Here is an 18,337-nt window from a genome sequence, read left to right on the forward strand (position 1 = left end):
GGCGGCCGAGGAAATCCAGCTCCGTCTGCGTCACCCCGCCGTCCGGGGCGATGGTTTCCCGCAGGCGGTGCAGGGCGTCGTAATCCCACTGCCAGGCGGCACCGCCCGGCATTATCCGGCGGAGCAGGTCGCCCTGTGCGCTGTAGCTGAACCGCTGCTGGCGGCCCTGCGGGTCGGTCAGGCAGACCATGCTGCCGTGGTCGTCATAGTCCCACTGCCAGACCTGGCTGCCCGGTGTGGTCAGGCGGGTGAGCTGGCCCCGTTCGTTGTAGTCGTACAGCAGGCTGAAGCCGCCGGGCAGGGAGACCTGGCGGATATCGCCGTCGTCGCTGTAGCGGTACTCCGTTTTGCGCCCCAGCGCATCGGTCCGGGACTGAAGCTGCGTGTTTTCCCAGACCGAGAGTTCTTCCCGCCCCAGCGGGTCGAGGCTGCGGGTGACCAGACCGTCGTCGTTATACCAGAAGCGGGACTCCCCGCCTTCCGCATCCAGATAGGTGGTGCACTGCTCTGCTTCGTTATAAAGGAAACGGTCGTTGTAGTAGCCTTCCGTTGACCGGGTTCCGGTTGCCCTGCCCTGCGCGTCATAATGGATATCCACGCAGGTTTTATCCGTGTCCCGCCAGCGGGTCATCAAGCCTTCCGGGGAATATTCATGCCACAGATGGGTGAACTGGAAGGTATTACACTCCGCCAGATAGCCATTATCATCGTACTGACAGGTGACGAGGCGCTGCTGTTGCGGTTCGCTCAGGTCAATGCTCATCAGTTGCTGCTGGTGCCAGCTGAGCGAAAGCGCGTAGCCGTCGCTGTGGCGGACCTCAGTCAGCAGGCCATCCGTGCGCAGGAAATCGATGCGGTTGTGATAGCTGTCGTGAATGGCGGACAGCAGGTACATTCCGTTGCCCGCCGGAGAAAATATCTGCGTCTGCTGCGAGCGGCGTTCAAATAGCGCCAGTCCTTCTCGCATATTGCCCGTCAGCCGGTAATGTGGCTGGCGGAAGTTGACGGCCTCATTAAAAATACCGTCCTGCGGGATCGGGTAATAGAGAACCACGCCTTCGCGATCGATAAAGTGCAGATCCCTGCCCTGTACGATAAGTGAAACGGACCATTCATCGCTCCATTTCGGACCGAATATCCCGCCGCTTTCAGCCTGTGAGCGGTAAAATCGGGAAAGAGTGAAGGGCAGAGTTCCTGGAAGGTGTAGTACGCTCAGCTCCTGGAGAAAATCACCGGTTCCCGCATCTATGGGCTCTCCTATTTTCGTGCATCTCTTGCCCTCCGCTCCTTTACCCACTCCTTTCTTGACGTTATCAAAGCCTTTGACAATCCCACCCTTGAGCCGGGCCGCTGCCTCTCTGGCCGCCTTTGCTGCCGCTTTTGCCGCAGCCTTCGCGGCAGCCCTGGCCGCTTTCGCTGCCTTGCCTGTTTTCGCTGCTTTTGCCGCTTTGGCCCCCTTAGCCAGCATTTTTCCAGCCGCAGCGGCATCGCCTATTCCGGGTATAGATGCCACCAGCGAAATAGCCGCCTCTGCATAATTCCCCCTGGCTACACTGATGCCCGCGTTAACCAGATCAGCAAAAGCACCAAAACCGGGTATAAATCCGGCAATGTCCAGTCCGAGTTGCAACTTATCCAGCCAGCTACTGCCCTCTTCTTCCTCTTCTTCAGTCTCCGGCTCATCCGGCGGATCGGCGTCATCCGCAGATACGTTAGCCGCCGGCGGCTGACCCACTATCAGGCCGATGGTGTTCCGGTTGTTCATCCAGAACTCATCGTTATGCCGCAGCATGGGCTTGCCGCCAAAAAACACGGTCTCACTGTGGCCCAGCGGCTCGCAAACATCACCGACGGTACCGCTACCGATCCCCTTTGCTGCACCCGCTTTGTCGCCAGTCGTCTGTGGGATAGTGCTCTGATCCAGCACAACGGCCGGAAAACCGTTAAGTTTCACCGATGGCACCACCATCACCGCCGCACCCAAATTTGCGGTCACGGGATAAGGGACCGGGGGACAAGAATCTCCGCGGGGGGTTTTACAGACATCCGGTTTGGTACTCACGACTTTCCATTGTCCGCTCTGACGCGCCGTATAGTTATCGGCCATCCTCATACACTCCTTGTTCTGTAACGTGCTTCCATTACCCGTACCGGGGTGCTGCCCGGCAGCAGAAAACGCCAGGTCAGCGCCACGGTCAACGCGTCAGAATTAATTTCCAGAGTGTCCAGCCACATCGGTAGCGGCACACGTTGCCCGGTCGGCACGCGTAACAGAATGCGTCCCTGATGTGCGGGAAGGGTGAAATGAATATCGCCATCTGGACGGAATCCCGTCAGCACACACTCAGGCCCCGGCTCCGGATACAGGATTTGCTGGTCATGCGGGGCACAGTTCCAGTAGCCAAAATCAAAGTCATCCGGCAGATCGGGATATTGCGTGTCGAGCCACTCCCGATCCCAGGTTCCTGCCAGCAGCAACCGTGGCCACCAGGTGCGCCCAATAGCGCCGAAACCCGCAGGCTGAAATGCCGGAGAAAACCAGTCGGCCTGTCCGTCAAGAGTGTGAAGAAAATGCTGAAGGGTGAACGGGCTGTCTGCTGCGGTAATTCGGGGAGCCTCAACCTGCTTTATTTCACAGGACCGCAGATACCAGCGCTGCGCGTAACCGCGTCCCAGCGGATTCACCGGGCAGGTAATGTGCGCCAGTGGAGGGCTGTCTTTATCGGGATGCTCGCCACGCTGTGCATCGCTCAGACGAAATTCATTCGGGATACGTCCAGCAAATTCGCTGTCTTCTTCCACCCGACACTCGCCGCCAAAAGCGTAACGATAATCCAGCGGCAAAGAAGTGAAGGGTTCAGGCTCAGTTTCGTACCACTGTCCGGTTACCCCGTGTTGCCGGTAAAAACGCGGGCCGGTTATCCGCAGCTTCTTGTCGAGTAATACCTCACCGGAAGGGGCACGCATGAAAACACCCGCGGTCATCTCCGTCAGAGCAATACCATCCGGCGTATAAGCCGTGCCATTGACGATGATATCGCAGGCAGGTTTAAGGGGAGCGAGATCGCTTTCACGCAGTACCGGGGAACTGTTCAGTTCTGCGGAAAATTCATCCTCCACGCACAGCGGTAAAACCGGGTTCTCCATCAGCTGTGCTTGCCACCTGCCGCAGGCATCCTTTACCAGTCGGAAACCCGTTTTCATGGCGACCACCCGATGTCGCTCGTTCTGTTTGTCGTCCATTGCATATTCCATCACTGAGAATGGCGTCAGATTACGAAATTCCATTTTTCGCACCTTAGTTGATATGTTGCTTAAGAAGGCGTTTTGCAGCCCGGTACAGAGAGGGGGCCGACGGTCCTCGCAATATATAGACCATCGAAATTAAAACATTGGGAATATTGCTTATTAAAATATAACGCGGCATTGCCAGGTATACTTCCTTTCCCCATGCATTTGTTCCGCATGGAGATCGCTGTCATAAGTAATTGAATCACATAATGATGTCAGATTACGCTTTATCCGCGCTACCGTTCTGGAATTAAAGTCTGGAATCGTATTTTTCAACTTTAATTAATGGAGGGATTTGAAAGAATATTATACTATTTTGTATTGGCTAATTTTTTTGATACTTAATTCCCGTGAATAAAATACTGTCGCGTATTATTTTTTCTTTCACTGGCATTCGTATATTAATATTGTAAACGGGCATAGCGGTTCAGGTTGTGACATTCCGTTATCACAACGTTTTTAACAGTTAAAATTCCGCCATGTATTCAGTTGGTAAACATAAACCTTGAAGAATTCGTTACGGTCTTGCAGGGATATGTTGCTAAGAAGGCCAGACCGCAGCAGATGAGTGGGACGAGCGGTAAGGCCGTTTATTCGTATGGGCCGTGCTGTGCGTCGATGGGCAGCAGGAGCGTGTCGAATACCAGCGAGAAGGGTAAATCGAGCACGGTCAGGTAGCGCCAGGCTGAATCGCGGACATCCCACTTCACCCCGGGGTAGTACTGGTTTCCGTGACCTTGCCCGGGAATGGTGCGACTGATGATGCTGCCGCAGCCGCTAAGCAAACAGGCCATGAGCGCAACGATAATAATTCTCATTAATTACCTCTGAGAAAAAAATACCGGCGATTAAGCCGGTATTTTTATTTATTGGCCCGGGCAAGCGCACTGCCGCCGGGCCAGGGCGCTTATTCCGACTTCAATGCCAGCGGATTCAGCTTCAGCGTTTTATAGTAGTTCACCCACGAAGAGTATTTCTCCGGCGCGGACCACACGCGGTAATGCAGTCTGGACATAGTAACCGGATCGCTTAACAGCACCAGACGGCGGTCTCGGTTAAGTTTTTCCGGCGTTTCGTTCAGCGCCTGCTCAACGTGGCGGTCGCGGGCAATTTCCAGCACCTGACTTGCACGGTGACGGGCGGTTGCCATTGCGGTTGCCAGCGCGTTGAACGACGGGTTAAACACCGCGTGCATAAAGCCATCTTCCAGCGAACGCTTGCGGTTCATCTCCAGGAAGCGATCGGTATCCACCAGCACCTGCGGCGGCGAATACTCTTCCGGGATCAGGAACAGCTTCCAGCGTTTGGTCCGCAGCCCCACCGTTGAACGGCTGGAGATCACGGAGACAAACGGCGACAGGATCAGCGAGAAGACGATCGGTGCCAGCCAGAACAGGAAGCGCAGATCCAGCCACGCCATCCCCGCCGCCCACACCAGGCCCAGCAGCAGCTGAGAACCGTGACGCATAAAAGCCTCGCTCCACGGGGTCGAGTCATCATCACGCTGCGGCGAGTTCCAGACCACTTCCCAGCCGAGGAACGCGCTCACCACAAATACGGTGTGGAAGAGCATACGCACCGGCGCAAGCAGCACGGAGAACAGCACTTCGAGCAGCAGAGAAAGCGTGACGCGCCAGAAACCACCGTACTCTTTCGAGCCTTTGCACCAGATCAGCACGATACTGAGCAGCTTCGGCAGGAACAGCAGCACCATCGTCGAGGCAAACAGCGCAATCGCCAGTTCAGGACGCCACTGCGGCCATACCGGGAACAGCTGGCGCGGTTGCAGGAAGTACTGCGGCTCGGTCAGCGCGTGAACCACCTGCAACGCGGTGGAGAGCGCGAGGAACATAAACCACAGCGGTGCGGACAGGTAAGACATCACCCCCGTCAGGAACACCGCGCGGTGTACCGGGTGCATCCCTTTAACCAGGAACAGACGGAAGTTCATCAGGTTACCGTGACACCAGCGGCGGTCACGCTTAAGCTCGTCCAGCAGGTTCGGCGGCAGCTCTTCATACGATCCCGGCAGGTCGTAGGCGATCCAGACGCCCCACCCTGCACGACGCATCAGCGCGGCTTCCACAAAGTCATGCGACAGAATCGACCCAGCAAATGACCCTTCACCCGGCAGCGGCGCCAGCGCACAGTGCTCAATGAACGGCTTCACGCGGATGATGGCGTTGTGACCCCAGTAGTGGGACTCACCCAGCTGCCAGAAGTGCAGACCGGCGGTAAACAGCGGCCCGTACACGCGGGTCGCGAACTGCTGGCAGCGCGCGTACAGCGTATCCATGCCCGACGCTTTTGGCGAAGACTGGATAATCCCGGCGTTCGGGTTCGCTTCCATCAGGCGCACCAGCCCCGTAAGACAGTCCCCCGTCATCACGGAGTCCGCATCCAGCACCACCATGTAGCTATACTGGTTGCCCCAGCGACGGCAGAAGTCATCAATATTACCGCTTTTACGCTTCACGCGACGACGACGACGACGGTAGAAAATCTGCCCTTCGCCCTGCACTTCGGCAATCAGCTCCATCCAGGCTTTTTGCTCTGCCACGCAGATATCCGGGTTGTAGCTGTCGCTGAGGATATAGACGTCGAAATGCGCAGCGTTACCGGTCGCCTTTACGGACTCCCAGGTGGCGCGCAGACCCGCGAATACGCGGTCAACGTCTTCGTTACAGATAGGCATAATCAGCGCGGTACGGTGCTCGGGATTTAGGGGTTCATCCCCCACCGTCGACGCAGAAATGCTGTATTTGTCACGCCCCATCAGCAGTTGCAGGAAGCCCATCAGCGCCGTCCAGAAACCGGCGGAGACCCAACAGAACAGCACCGCGAACAGCAGCAGGATGCCGCTTTGCAGAATATACGGCAGCAGCTGCATGAAGGAGACCCACAGATCCTGGCCCACCATGTCAGCCGGGTTGATCAGCGCCCAGCCCTGATAGGGCAGGATGGTCTTCATGTACCAGGTTGCCACCACGGTCTGTGCCAGCGTCAGCAGCAAAAGGATGTAACGACGAATGGTGCCGACGGTACGCCATTTTTGCTCGGAGGCCTGCTGCTCTTTCGTCAGACGAGAGAGGTAGCGCGGTGCGACTTCGCGTCCGCGCAGACGATCCCAGAAGCGACCCACCGGGTTGGTGCGCCACGGATCCGGGAACATCGACGAACGCGTGGCTTTCGGCATCGCCTGAAGCTGATCGCGCCCTTCGTCGTCTTTAACCAGTTGACCTTCCGCCAGCGCGTCTGGCCATGCTCGCTCCAGGCGCGCCTTCACTGACCCGAGCGGGGTGTCATCATCACGGGTAAAGTGACGATGTTCCCCATCCAGCGCGGTTTGCACCGCGCGGATGTCGCTCTTGGGCAGTGCCGCTTTTTCGATATCCGTCAGCGGCATGGCATCAATGTATTCAGTTGTATTATTCATTAGCAGGTAACTGATAGCTCCAGGTTTCGCTTAGCGGCTGATCGTTACTGACCAGCGCAGCGCGCATTTCCGTCGTCTGTTTCGGATCTTTCACCTTCACGCGCAGGGTTAAACGCCACCCTTTGGTTACCGGATTGTAGCGCACGGCATTTTCGACGATTTCGCCGTTGTCACCGATGCTCGCCTGCGCGGTTACCGCCGTGTCCGGCGCCAGTTTTTTCATGTCCTGACCGGTGAAGTCCACCACAAACGCCACCGTACCATCCGGCTGACGGATAAGGTTCGACTGCTTCACGTCGCCCGTTGAGCGTCGCGTCTGCATGACGTAAGCGTTATCCGGCGCGTGAAGTTTGTCTTCATCGCGGCTGAAGGTAATGGTGTACTTGAAGTTCATCTCTTTACCCGCGTCCGGCAGCTGATCCGGCGTCCAGTAAGCGACGATGTTATCGTTGGTTTCATCGTTGGTCGGAATTTCAACCAGCTCAACCTTGCCTTTACCCCAGTCCCCTTTCGGCGTTACCCACGCGCTTGGACGCAGATCGTAACGGTCGTCGAGATCCTCAAAGCGAGAGAACTGACGGCCGCGCTGCAACAGGCCAAAGCCCTGCGGGTTTTCCATGGCGAAGCTGCTGACCGCCAGGTGTTTCGGGTTATTCAGCGGACGCCAGATCCACTCGCCGTTACCGGCATGAATCGAAAGACCGTTGGAGTCGTGCAGTTCCGGACGGAAGTTGGTCGCCGGAGAAGGCTGGTTAGGCCCGAAGAGGAACATACTGGTTAACGGTGCCACACCCAGTTTGCCTACTTTGTCGCGCAGGTAAACTTTGGACTGCACGTCAACCACCGTGTCACGTCCAGGCATGATGACGAAGCGGTACGCGCCCGTCGCACGTGGGGAATCCAGCAATGCATAAATAGTCAGACGTTTGTCCGCAGGTTTTGGACGTTCAATCCAGAACTCGCGAAAACGCGGGAACTCTTCGCCGGAAGGCAGCGCGGTATCAATTGCCAGACCACGGGCAGACAGGCCATACACCTGACCCGCACCGATGACGCGGAAATAGCTCGCGCCGAGCATACTGACGATTTCGTCGTTTTTGTCTTTGCTGTTGATCGGGTAAAGGACCTTGAAGCCTGCAAAGCCTAAATCTTTAACCGTATCTTTATCGTGCTGCACATCGCCAAAATTAAAGTAATCCGGGCTGTACTTGATTTTACGCACCGCGCTTGCCGTCACTTCGTTGATGGCAACAGGCGTATCGAAGTACATACCCTGATGATAAAACTCAAGCTTGAATGGGGTTTTAATGTTGTTCCAGTACGCTTTGTCATGGTTGAACTGGATCTGTTGATAGTCCGCGTACTTCATGTCGCGGAAAACGGAGGGCAGGTTACTTTTTGGCGCTTCGTAGCTCTTGCCAGCCATCGATTTCGCCTGTTTTGCGACATCATCGATGTTAAAGGACCAGGCCGATGAGGTATACAGGGATAACAACACCGCAGCACCCAACCAACGCATTTTCATCATTTGTGGTTTATGTTTCATAATAAGTAAGCACTTCCCCCTTTGTGTGCTTATATCGATCCGATCCATTTTAATGGAAACTCAGGCAATCCGACAACATAATCACCGCTTTGTTCGCTCGCTGGCTCAGGTATTAAGCAAGTGAAAGAACCCGCTTTTCACTTTGCGTGCTTATCCTGGAGACAGGGTGTCGGTCTTCGTGTAGGGTTGGCTCCGAATGTAACCATTATGAGTCTTAGGGATAAGGCGAAAAGTCTGAGAATGCACAAAGTTATATGAGCACAACGATACCCGCACAACGTGAATATTTCCTCGACTCGATCCGGGCATGGCTGATGCTATTGGGGATCCCCTTTCACATTTCACTGATTTACTCCAGCCACACCTGGCACGTTAACAGCCTTGAGCCCTCCTGGTGGCTGACGCTATTTAACGACTTTATTCATGCCTTCCGGATGCAGGTCTTTTTTGTCATCTCCGGCTATTTCTCCTACATGCTGTTTTTGCGCTATCCGCTTAAACGCTGGTGGAAGGTACGCGTGGAGCGCGTCGGTATTCCGATGCTAACCGCCATCCCGCTGCTGACGCTGCCGCAATTCATCATGCTGCAATACGTCAAAGGAAAAGCCGAAAACTGGCCGAACCTGTCGCTGTATGAAAAATACAATACCCTGGCCTGGGAGCTTATCTCGCACCTGTGGTTCCTGCTGGTGCTGGTGGTGCTGACTACCGTAAGCCTGTTCCTCTTTAGCCGCCTGCGTCGCCATCTCAGTGAAAAATCAGACACCTACTTTGCCAACATTACCTTAGGCAAACTGTCGCTGCTCTTCCTGGGTCTGGGGATCCTGTATGCGGCCATCAGACGCACGCTCTTTATCGTCTACCCGCCCATTCTGAGCGACGGGTTGTTCAACTTCGTGGTGATGCAGACGCTGTTCTATATTCCTTTCTTTATGATTGGCGCGCTGGCGTTTGTCTATCCGAAGCTTAAAGATCTGTTCACCACCCCTTCTCTCGGGTGCGCGGTTGGCTCAGCGCTGGCCTTTATCGCCTATCTGCTGAACCAGCGTTACGGCAGCGGCGAGGCGTGGATGTATGAAACCGAAAGCGTGATTACCATGCTGATGGGGCTGTGGATGGTGAACGTGGTGTTTGCCCTCGGCCACCGCCTGCTGAACTTCAAATCCAGCCGCGTGACCTATTTCGTGAATGCCTCATTATTCATCTATCTGGTGCATCACCCGCTGACGCTGTTCTTCGGGGCGTACATTACGCCGCATATCGCCTCTAATACGCTGGGCTTCTTTACCGGGCTGGTGTTTGTGGTGGGTCTGGCGATTATTCTCTACGAGATCCATCTGCGGATCCCGCTTCTGCGCTTCCTGTTCTCCGGCAAGCCGCAGACGAAAGCCTGACGATTCAGCGGCGCATTATCTGCGCCGCTGCTCTCTTCAGACGTCAAATTCCTGCTCGCGTACCGTCAGCCGCTGGCGATAGAGCTGCGCGGTTTCCTCATCAAAGCAGACAAAAATGACCTGCTCAGGCATCGGCTTCAGGGAGAGATACCGGTAGACGGTATCCACCGCAATCGCCGCGGCTTCTGCCTTCGGATAGCCATACACGCCCGTACTGATAGCCGGAAATGCCATCGTTTTATAGCCGTTGTCCGCCGCCAGGCGCAGGCAGTTACGATAGGCGTCTTCCAGGATCCGGGCTTCGTGATGCTCCCCGCCGTGCCACACCGGGCCAACGGTATGGATCACCGCTTTGGCAGGCAGGTTGCCCGCGATGGTAATCACCGCGTGCCCCGGCGGGCACTCGCCCTGCTGCTGGCGCACAACCTTACACGCCTCAAGTAACTGTGGCCCGGCCGCACGATGGATCGCGCCATCCACGCCGCCGCCCCCCATTAAGGAAGAGTTTGCGGCGTTAACGATGACGTCAACGTGAAGGGTCGTGATATCGCCCTGAAAGATGTCGATTTGCGGTTTCATAAATACCCTCTGCTACCCGCCTTTTTGTTAAGTGTATCGCAGAGGGAATGGGAGAAAAAACTATTGCGAGGAAACCTCTCCCGCCGGATGACGGGAGAGCGTCTGTTTAGCGGTAATCAACCTGCACTACGGCCAGCGATTTTTCGGGATTCATATACTTCATGCTGACGGATGCGAGGTTCGGATAGGCGCTACGGCCGTTCAGCGCATCGTTGTAACTGACCGTACGTGCCTGCATTCGGTTATTTTCCGGACATGACATCACCAGATGATTCGCACCGGAAGAGATCTCGCAGGGATCGGAAACAATCGCACCGCGAAAGTGGATGACGCCGCCCGGGACGGTGGTTGCGGCAAAAGCAGGCGTAAACGCAACCGCGAAAACGAAGCCCAGACCCGAAATGAATTGAACGGTGGATTTGCTCATTATAGGTACTCCTCAATGAAAATCGTCCTTGAGGGGTAAAAGCGCTGCGTGGAGCCCGGCAACGTATAAATCAGTTTATGTGCAACACCAATTCATCTTTAATAACATCATAGTGCTAAGTTTTACGTGTTGCCACATGTTTCAACACATTTCAACATATTGATTTCATGAATGTTTATAGCACACTGTCGGACGGGGTCCACTGCCGTGAAAGGTGGAGCGATTTGCCGTCTGACACCGTTACCACCACCTTTACGTTGTCCCCGTTTCCGATATTTAAACTGAGCCGCGCAATATCAATCGTCTGATTAGCGGGCAAAGTGAGGCTGTTTTGCTGCTGTGAGGTACTTTGGCCGCCCTGCCCTTCCCGAATGGACAGCACGCGCACCTGGCAATCACAGGGTTCACTTAGGGTGACCTGCGGAATAAGGGTGGTCATATTGCCTTCACGGGAGGTGTGAAACGTAATCTGTCCGGAGAGCGCGGCGAGGAGTATTAAGGTATTCATGATGAACCCCCGAAAAAAAACAGGGCTTATGCCCTGTTTTTTCGTAGCACAGATAATCGGTATCAATACTGATGCGCGGTCGCGTGGTTGCCGAAGCCAACCTGCTGAACGGTAACAGTTGAGCCGGATGCAGTCTGGTCAACAGACGCGCCGTTACCGCCACCGAACTGGCTAACGTTCATAGTGGAGTTTTTACCGTTCCACTGATCAAGTGTTGCACTGTTGCCAAAACCGTTCTGAGACAGGGTAATTGTGCTGTCGTCGGAACCTTGTCCTACATCTGCGCCGTTACCGCCACCGCTCTGCGAAATACTCAGACTTGATTCTCTGGCATCCGATTGCAGGGCAACAGCAGAGTTACCGCCACCGTACTGATAAATACTCAGCGTTGAATTTGGACCGCTGTTATTACCGCCATGACCCCAACCGAGAGAACTGCTTTGATCAATAAGACCGGCCATAGCACTACCAGAAACGACGATTGCTGCAAGCGCTGCCACTTTGATAAATTTCATGGTAAAACCCCCATCGGATTGATTAAAGTCGCCGCGAATAACTAGCGTTGAATAACGCGAATGGCCATTTGCGACTGTTTTTGCACTACAACTGCGGTTTTCTGCGTACCGTACTGCGTAATACTGGCCCTGTTACCCGACCCTTTCTGAATAATCATTGCCGTATTACCAAAAGCCCCTTGCGAAATACTCGCATCATTCGCGCTTCCGCTTTGAGCGATATAAGCAAAGTTATAAGTCCCTGATTGATCAACTCTGGCTCGGTTCCCGACGCCTTCCTGGGACACCACGGACAGTAATTTAGAACCGCCCTGCCGAACCTGAGCGTCATTATTTACGCCCTGTTGACCAATAATGGCTGCCTGATTTAATGAGGAACGACTTAATTCATTAACCGCGAGGTTATATTCGGTATGTGCCATATCTGGCCCCGTCGCGGTTACAAACCCAGGCGCACCCAGTAATGTAAACATCATAAATAACGATCTGTTTTTCATGTTGTCACCCTGGACCTGGTTAAATACCTTTTGTCATGTGACTCCGTGTTAACTTTGCTGATTTCGTGTTAACGCGTCGTTACGGTGAAGAGTATGTCCGCCGACACATTTTAAATATCTCACCCGCGAGACTTATTTTTATTTTTTGTTTCACCTCAAAGTATTAATTAATGCCAAAAAACGCTGAAATCAGCGCGGTTTAGTTTTTTAAAAAATTATTTCCTTCACCGAGGTTGAACAGCGAAGCGAGGGCTTGCCCAGCCTTTTCCGTCGCGATTTTTAGAGGGAATGAAATGCCTGCCTTTCACAACGCGTGACACGCGGCGTGTTTTCTTAAGAAAGCGATGGAGTGAGTGAGAGGCTTAGTTTTTTTGTACGACTCATACTTGAAAAGGCCCCCAAAGAAATAATAAATACACTATAAAATCATGCTGATATAATTATTTGTATGATTTTTAAAATGTGTGCACGGTTATTACCCTGTACAACTTTATTATCAAAATCCCGCTATAGAAATCGATGATTTACACAAATTAATATTGATTTTTACATCTTGTTACACGATTAACACTTGCTTTAAAATTCGTAATAGCTAGATTGAAATCAGATGTACGAAATTCGTTTTATATTCACCTCCTCCTGGAGGTTATGGTCTGATTCTACACACAGCAGTGCAACATCTGTCAGTACTTCTGGTGCCCCTTATCTTATTAAGGGGCAGCTGCCGGGTGTTATAAAAAAGTGGGGTTTCATCATGTTTAATGAAGTCCATAGTTTACATGGTCATACATTATTGTTGATCACCAAACCTTCTTTACAAGCGACGGCGTTATTACAGCATTTAAAGCAATCATTATCACTGAACGGGAAACTGCATAATATTCAACGTTCTTTTGATGATATTGCACCTGGCAGTATCATTCTTCTCGATATGATGGAAGCGGATAAAAAGCTTATTCATTACTGGCAGGACACTTTAAGCAGGAAAAACAATAATATCCGCGTGTTATTATTGAATACGCCTGACGAGTATCCCTTCAGGGATATCGAGAGCTGGCCGCATATCAATGGCGTGTTCTACGTCACGGAAGAAGAAGAGCGCGTAGTGGAAGGGTTGCAGGGCATTCTGCGCGGCGAGTGTTATTTCTCGCAGAAGCTGGCCAGCTACCTCATCACGCACTCCGGAAATTATCGCTACAACAGTTCAGAGTCCGCCCTGCTAACGCATCGCGAGAAAGAGATCCTGAACAAGTTGCGCATCGGTGCTTCAAATATTGAAATCGCCCGTTCGTTATTTATCAGCGAAAATACGGTCAAGACGCACCTGTATAATCTTTTCAAGAAAATCGCTGTTAAAAATCGCACTCAGGCGGTTTCATGGGCAAACGATAACCTCAGGCGTTAACACCATGAAACGCACGTTGAGTTGGATTGCCGCAGCAGGCTTTGCGCTTGCTGCCGGGAGTCTCCACGCCGTTGAGGTGGAAGTTCCCGGATTGTTAACCGACCATACGGTGTCATCTGTCGGCCACAATTTTTACCGTGCCTTCAGTGACAAGTGGGAAAGCACTTACCCAGGTAATATAACAATCAATGAACGTCCCAGCGCACGGTGGGGAAGTTGGATAACCATAACGGCCAATCAGGACGTTATTTATCAAACGTTTTTATTCCCCACGAAAATAGACTTCGATAAAAACGTAGCCTTAGCACTGGCACAAACTGAAGATGCGATAAATCGCCTGCAAATAGATAAAGCGCTATTAAGCACCAGCGATTTAGCCAAAGACGAATTCTAGCGACCCTATATCCGGAGGCTGTGCCATGCGTATCGCACATGCAGTTATATCCATTATGCTCATAACGCCATTAAGCTGGGCCGGGAATATGACCTTCCAGTTCCGTAACCCTAATTTTGGCGGCAATCCGAATAACGGGGCATTCATGCTCAATGAAGCCCAGGCCCAAAACTCTTATAAAGATCCCAGCTATGAAGACTACAGCGTTGACACGCCATCCGCGCTGGATAATTTCACCCAGGCGATCCAGTCGCAAATATTAGGTGGCTTATTAACCAATATTAATACCGGTAAACCTGGCCGAATGGTGACTAACGACTTTATTGTCGATATCGCCAATAAGGACGGGCAGCTTCAGCTTAACGTTACCGACCGTAAAACGGGTAAAACCTCGACGATTCAGGTTTCCGGTTTGCAAAGTAACTCCACTGACTTCTAGACAACCACGAAATAAGGACCACGATCATGCAGCGCTTCCTCGTACTTGTTGCAGTGTGCTTATTGAGCGGTTGTTTAACCGCTCCCCCTAAAGAAGCGGCAAAACCGACATTAATGCCCCGGGCCCAGAGCTATCGCGATTTAACCCATCTGCCGATGCCAACCGGTAAGATATTTGTCTCGGTTTATAATATTCAGGACGAAACCGGGCAGTTTAAACCCTACCCGGCCAGTAACTTCTCCACCGCCGTTCCGCAAAGCGCCACCGCGATGCTGGTCACCGCGCTCAAGGATTCCCGCTGGTTTATTCCTCTGGAGCGCCAGGGGCTGCAAAACCTGCTGAACGAGCGAAAAATCATCCGTGCCGCCCAGGAAAACGGCACCGTCGCGATGAATAACCGCATGCCGCTGCAATCGCTGGCCGCGGCAAACGTGATGATTGAAGGGTCGATTATCGGCTACGAAAGCAACGTGAAGTCGGGCGGCGTAGGGGCGCGTTACTTCGGTATTGGCGCAGATACCCAGTACCAGCTCGACCAGATAGCGGTCAACCTGCGCGTGGTCAACGTCAGTACCGGTGAGGTGCTCTCTTCGGTGAACACCAGTAAAACGATTCTGTCCTATGAAGTGCAGGCCGGGGTGTTCCGCTTTATCGACTACCAGCGGTTACTGGAGGGGGAAATTGGTTATACCTCTAATGAACCGGTGATGATGTGCCTGATGTCGGCGATTGAAACCGGGGTGATCTTCCTGATCAACGACGGTATTGACCGCGGCCTGTGGGATCTGCAAAACAAATCCGAGATGCAGAATCCAGTCCTGGTGAAATACCGCGATATGTCGGTGCCGCCGGAATCCTGATCGTACGCGCATAAAAAAGGCGAGATGATTATCTCGCCTTTTTTTATTCGCTCACCGGGGTGATGTTTTGCGCTTTCTCTCGTCGGGCAGCCAGCCACAGACCGCTATTCTTCATGACATAGCCAAACAGCAGGCCCAGCGCCAGCGACGGCACCACCAGCTTCCAGTCGGCCTGCCCCGCGAAGGTTGCGCAGGCGCCGATAAAGGTGCCGGGAACAAACGAAAGCAGCATCTGTTTTGCCTGGATGCACATTAAAAACGCCACCACGCCGGTCATGACGTAGCTCAGGATCTCAACGTGCGGCGCCAGCGCGCTGCCTTTGATAATCACCAGCGCCCAAATCACCCCGCTCATCAGCGTGCAGGCGGAGATAAACAGCCCTTTCAGACCGCCCTGAGGACAGGCGAAATAGGCGGTGCAGCCGAGGAATCCGGCCCAGCCTAACAGCCCGAGAGAAACCGCCACCCATCCCCAGATCCCGGAGAGGATGCCCGTTGTGATAGCAATGCAAAGGAGTATGTTCATGGCGCGCATCTTAGCAGATACGCGCCGGAGAAATGCGATCAGAAGCACATTATGTGCAAGATGAAATATTTCATTGCAGAAATTATGTGACCTAAATCACTCTTCGTTCTCTTCCTGCAATTCATCCCACATGGCGGCAATAGCGTCGCGAGTCAGCGGAGCCAGGGTGCGCCAGAACGGCGAGGTGGCGTGCGCTTCCACTTTGCCAAGGAAGGTGCCGCACCACGGCAGCAGAAACGCGTCAAACAGCGTTTCGATCGCTTCGTTTTCGTCGTCGCCCGCCTGATCTTCAATCCATGACGCGGCAAGCAGCAGCGTGCCGATGTGATCGGCAGGGGTATCCGCCAGCGGCATTCCGCGCTCGGTCAAGAATGCACGGACCTCAATTTCCGTCGCCCCTTCCACCCACGCGGAGCGATACGGCGACACGCGGCACTCGTCGCCCACGAACAGCGCGTTGTAATCCGTCGCGATCTGCTGCATGTCGCAGCTTTTTTGCAGACGCTCCAGCAGCTCATCCTGTTCCAGCGGCCAGTTCTGCGCCAGCTTGCCTTCACGGATCAGCGTAAAGAGCGGAACCAACAGCGGATCTTGCGGCTGGCGATAAAACAGCGTACCCAGCACGCGACAAAGGATGGAGAACTCATTCATTTTATTATTCCATTACTCAATTAAAGGTCAGCAAATTCATCAATGTGCGGCACCCCGCGCGATTCCAGGAAATCGAGCATCCGACGCGGCGTCACGTTAAGCACGCGCTCTTCCGGGAAGTTCACATCATTAAGCACTTTCAGGCACTCGCTAAAATCGCCCAGCGTAAAGGCCGTGTGCGAATCCGATCCCAACGCCACCATCCCGCCAGCGTCGCGCACGGCGGCCGCCACTTCGCGACAGTTCGCCTCGCTGCCCTTGCGCGAGTGAACGAAGGAGGAGTTGTTGATTTCCAGCGCCACGCGGTGTTTTGCGGCCGCCTGCGCCACCGCCTGAATGTCGATCGGGAACTTAGGGTTGCCCGGATGGCTGATGATGTGCACATTGCCGCTGGCAATGGTCGCAATCATCGCCCGGGTGTTGGTCTCTTTATCCTGAGGGGCAAAAACAGGCTCGTGGAAGCCCGCAATAATCAGATCCAGCGAGGTCAGCATCGGGCCGGTGCAGTCGATTTCACCGTCGGTATTTTTGATATTCGCTTCGATGCCGCGCAGTATCCCGACGCCGTCCACCAGCCGAGGCCAGATGCGCATATTCACAAAATGCCAGTAGTGCGGCGCATCAGCCATGTCCGGGCCATGATCGGTGATCGCAAAGAGCTTAATGCCTTTCAGCTTTGCCTGGGCGATGTAGTCATGGAGGGTGCTATAGGCGTGGGTGCTGGCGACGGTGTGCATGTGCAGGTCAACGGGATACATCTTTCTCTCCTTCGCGGTTTTTGCAAAGGATAGCAGTAAACCGCTGCGAATATTAGCAAAAACCCGGCCAACGCCGGGTTTCTCTCAGTAACCGCGCTGTCTGTCGACCTGCCCGGTAACGGGATTTCCCTTCTCCATCTCGCTGATGGTGTGGGAGATATAGGCCACGGCTTCCGCCGGACGGGTGACGGCGGCAACGTGCGGGGTCATCGCCACGCGCGGATGCGCCCAGAGCGGGCTCTCTGCCGGCAGCGGCTCGCGGCTGTAGACGTCCAGCATCGCGCCTTTGAGTTTTCCGCTGTCGAGCGCCTGAAGCAGATCGCTTTCAACCAGATGCACGCCGCGCGCGAGGTTCATAACGTAGCTCTCATCCGCCAGCTGGTTCAGCAGCGTGCTATTGACGATCCCGACGGTTTCGGCGGTATTCGGCAGCAGGTTTATCAGCACGCGGGTGCCTTTCAGGAACGCCGGGAGTTCGTCCGTTCCGGCAAAGCTCTCAACGCCGGGATAGTTTTTACGGCTGCGGCTCCAGCAGCGCAGCGGGAATCCCCACGGCGCAAGGGCTTCGGCAACTTTTGACCCCAGCACGCCCGCCCCCAGAATGCCGATGGTGAACTCTTCGCGGTGATAATCAGGCAGCGGCTCCCAGCGGGACTGCTGTTTGAGGGCCTGATAATCGTCAAAGCGGCGGAACCAGTGCAGCACCTGGCTCACGGCATATTCCTGCATTTGCTGGCCCATACCGGTATCTTCGAGGCGAAACAGCGGAACGGACTCCGGCAGCATTTCCGGGTGGGCCTTGAGCTTACTGAGAATGGAATCCACTCCCGCACCCAGCGCAAAGACGGCTTTGAGCGTGCGGCCCTGGAGCATTTCGACCGGAGGATGCCATACCAGCGCGTAGTCAGCCGGTTCATAATCCCCCCGCTTCCACTCGCGAACGCGCGCGCCCGGCAATGCGGCAGAAAGCGCCTTGATCCAGTAAGCGGTATCAAATGTAGGGTGATAGAAGAGAATATCCATAGTCATTCCTGCCTTTTATTGCACTGTTTTGTTTGTGTTTTCAGGTGGATTGCCAGCATAGCAAATTTATCAGCAAACCGCGTTGTTG

General features: G+C 54.0%; 19 protein-coding genes. 5 read left to right on the forward strand and 14 right to left on the reverse strand.

All coding sequences use genetic code 11. From position 1 onward, the window contains the following. The 5 genes from ACSVHP_RS20915 to mdoG form a co-directional block, all read right to left on the reverse strand. On the reverse strand, window positions 1-2,113 hold a 2,113-nt coding region (locus ACSVHP_RS20915), incomplete at its 3' end, for a PAAR-like domain-containing protein (RefSeq protein WP_447552863.1). Further along, the gene (locus ACSVHP_RS20920; RefSeq protein WP_447552864.1) at window positions 2,110-3,288 is read right to left on the reverse strand and encodes a DUF2169 family type VI secretion system accessory protein; all 1,179 of its coding nucleotides are present in this window, start codon (window positions 3,286-3,288) and stop codon (window positions 2,110-2,112) included. The genes ACSVHP_RS20915 and ACSVHP_RS20920, both read right to left, overlap by 4 nt. A 593-nt stretch (window positions 3,289-3,881) precedes the next feature. Next, window positions 3,882-4,109, reverse strand: a complete 228-nt coding sequence (locus ACSVHP_RS20925) for a YceK/YidQ family lipoprotein (protein ID WP_234675532.1) — start codon at window positions 4,107-4,109, stop codon at window positions 3,882-3,884. Between the two features lie 89 nt (window positions 4,110-4,198). Then, window positions 4,199-6,727: a glucans biosynthesis glucosyltransferase MdoH gene (gene mdoH / locus ACSVHP_RS20930; RefSeq protein ID WP_234675531.1), complete on the reverse strand. Its 2,529-nt coding sequence runs from the start codon at window positions 6,725-6,727 to the stop codon at window positions 4,199-4,201. After that, complete coding sequence (mdoG, locus tag ACSVHP_RS20935; RefSeq protein WP_234675530.1) at window positions 6,720-8,273, reverse strand: glucans biosynthesis protein MdoG; 1,554 nt, start codon at window positions 8,271-8,273, stop codon at window positions 6,720-6,722. The genes mdoH and mdoG overlap by 8 nt, the downstream gene beginning before the upstream one ends. Before the next feature lie 254 nt (window positions 8,274-8,527). Between mdoG and mdoC the strand changes: the two genes are divergently transcribed. Then, window positions 8,528-9,667 carry a glucans biosynthesis protein MdoC gene (gene mdoC, locus ACSVHP_RS20940; RefSeq protein ID WP_417315334.1) on the forward strand — a complete coding sequence of 380 codons (1,140 nt, stop codon included), beginning with the start codon at window positions 8,528-8,530 and terminating at the stop codon, window positions 9,665-9,667. Window positions 9,668-9,703: 36 nt separating this feature from the next. Here the strand turns inward: mdoC and ymdB are convergent, their stop codons facing one another. From ymdB to csgB, 5 genes are all read right to left on the reverse strand, one after another. Further along, a complete protein-coding gene (gene ymdB / locus ACSVHP_RS20945; RefSeq protein ID WP_447552865.1) occupies window positions 9,704-10,246 on the reverse strand; it encodes an O-acetyl-ADP-ribose deacetylase in 543 nt (180 codons plus the stop codon). Between the two features lie 106 nt (window positions 10,247-10,352). Beyond that, window positions 10,353-10,673, reverse strand: a complete 321-nt coding sequence (locus ACSVHP_RS20950) for a type 1 fimbrial protein (RefSeq protein ID WP_447552866.1) — start codon at window positions 10,671-10,673, stop codon at window positions 10,353-10,355. Between the two features lie 175 nt (window positions 10,674-10,848). Further along, window positions 10,849-11,181 carry a curli assembly chaperone CsgC gene (gene csgC / locus ACSVHP_RS20955; protein WP_447552867.1) on the reverse strand — a complete coding sequence of 111 codons (333 nt, stop codon included), beginning with the start codon at window positions 11,179-11,181 and terminating at the stop codon, window positions 10,849-10,851. Window positions 11,182-11,243: 62 nt separating this feature from the next. Then, a complete protein-coding gene (csgA, locus tag ACSVHP_RS20960; RefSeq protein ID WP_234675525.1) occupies window positions 11,244-11,696 on the reverse strand; it encodes a curli major subunit CsgA in 453 nt (150 codons plus the stop codon). Window positions 11,697-11,737: 41 nt separating this feature from the next. After that, window positions 11,738-12,193: a curli minor subunit CsgB gene (csgB, locus tag ACSVHP_RS20965; protein ID WP_234675524.1), complete on the reverse strand. Its 456-nt coding sequence runs from the start codon at window positions 12,191-12,193 to the stop codon at window positions 11,738-11,740. 754 nt (window positions 12,194-12,947) lie between these two features. Here csgB and csgD point away from each other — a divergent pair. The 4 genes from csgD to csgG are packed head-to-tail and all read left to right on the forward strand — an operon-like array spanning window position 12,948 to window position 15,291. Beyond that, window positions 12,948-13,598, forward strand: a complete 651-nt coding sequence (gene csgD, locus ACSVHP_RS20970; RefSeq protein WP_234675523.1) for a biofilm master transcriptional regulator CsgD — start codon at window positions 12,948-12,950, stop codon at window positions 13,596-13,598. A gap of 4 nt (window positions 13,599-13,602) precedes the next feature. Continuing rightward, window positions 13,603-13,992: a curli production assembly/transport protein CsgE gene (csgE, locus tag ACSVHP_RS20975; RefSeq protein WP_234675522.1), complete on the forward strand. Its 390-nt coding sequence runs from the start codon at window positions 13,603-13,605 to the stop codon at window positions 13,990-13,992. 25 nt (window positions 13,993-14,017) lie between these two features. After that, window positions 14,018-14,431, forward strand: a complete 414-nt coding sequence (gene csgF, locus ACSVHP_RS20980) for a curli production assembly/transport protein CsgF (protein ID WP_447552868.1) — start codon at window positions 14,018-14,020, stop codon at window positions 14,429-14,431. Window positions 14,432-14,457: 26 nt separating this feature from the next. Further along, entirely contained in the window at window positions 14,458-15,291 is an 834-nt protein-coding gene (gene csgG, locus ACSVHP_RS20985) for a curli production assembly/transport protein CsgG (protein WP_234675520.1), read from the forward strand. A gap of 43 nt (window positions 15,292-15,334) precedes the next feature. On the opposite strand, the gene ACSVHP_RS20990 is transcribed toward csgG, so the two are convergent. The 4 genes from ACSVHP_RS20990 to ghrA all read right to left on the reverse strand — a co-directional run bounded on the left by ACSVHP_RS20990 (window position 15,335) and on the right by ghrA (window position 18,249). After that, window positions 15,335-15,817: a DUF1097 domain-containing protein gene (locus ACSVHP_RS20990; protein ID WP_447552869.1), complete on the reverse strand. Its 483-nt coding sequence runs from the start codon at window positions 15,815-15,817 to the stop codon at window positions 15,335-15,337. Between the two features lie 96 nt (window positions 15,818-15,913). Beyond that, window positions 15,914-16,468, reverse strand: a complete 555-nt coding sequence (locus ACSVHP_RS20995; RefSeq protein WP_447552870.1) for a TorD/DmsD family molecular chaperone — start codon at window positions 16,466-16,468, stop codon at window positions 15,914-15,916. 20 nt (window positions 16,469-16,488) lie between these two features. Next, window positions 16,489-17,226, reverse strand: coding sequence for a PHP domain-containing protein (locus ACSVHP_RS21000; protein WP_447552871.1), 738 nt, complete (start codon window positions 17,224-17,226; stop codon window positions 16,489-16,491). Window positions 17,227-17,310: 84 nt separating this feature from the next. Further along, the gene (ghrA, locus tag ACSVHP_RS21005; protein WP_447552872.1) at window positions 17,311-18,249 is read right to left on the reverse strand and encodes a glyoxylate/hydroxypyruvate reductase GhrA; all 939 of its coding nucleotides are present in this window, start codon (window positions 18,247-18,249) and stop codon (window positions 17,311-17,313) included. Window positions 18,250-18,337: the final 88 nt, after the last annotated feature.

The sequence above is a fragment of the Enterobacter sp. 186315 genome (genome assembly GCF_053290175.1).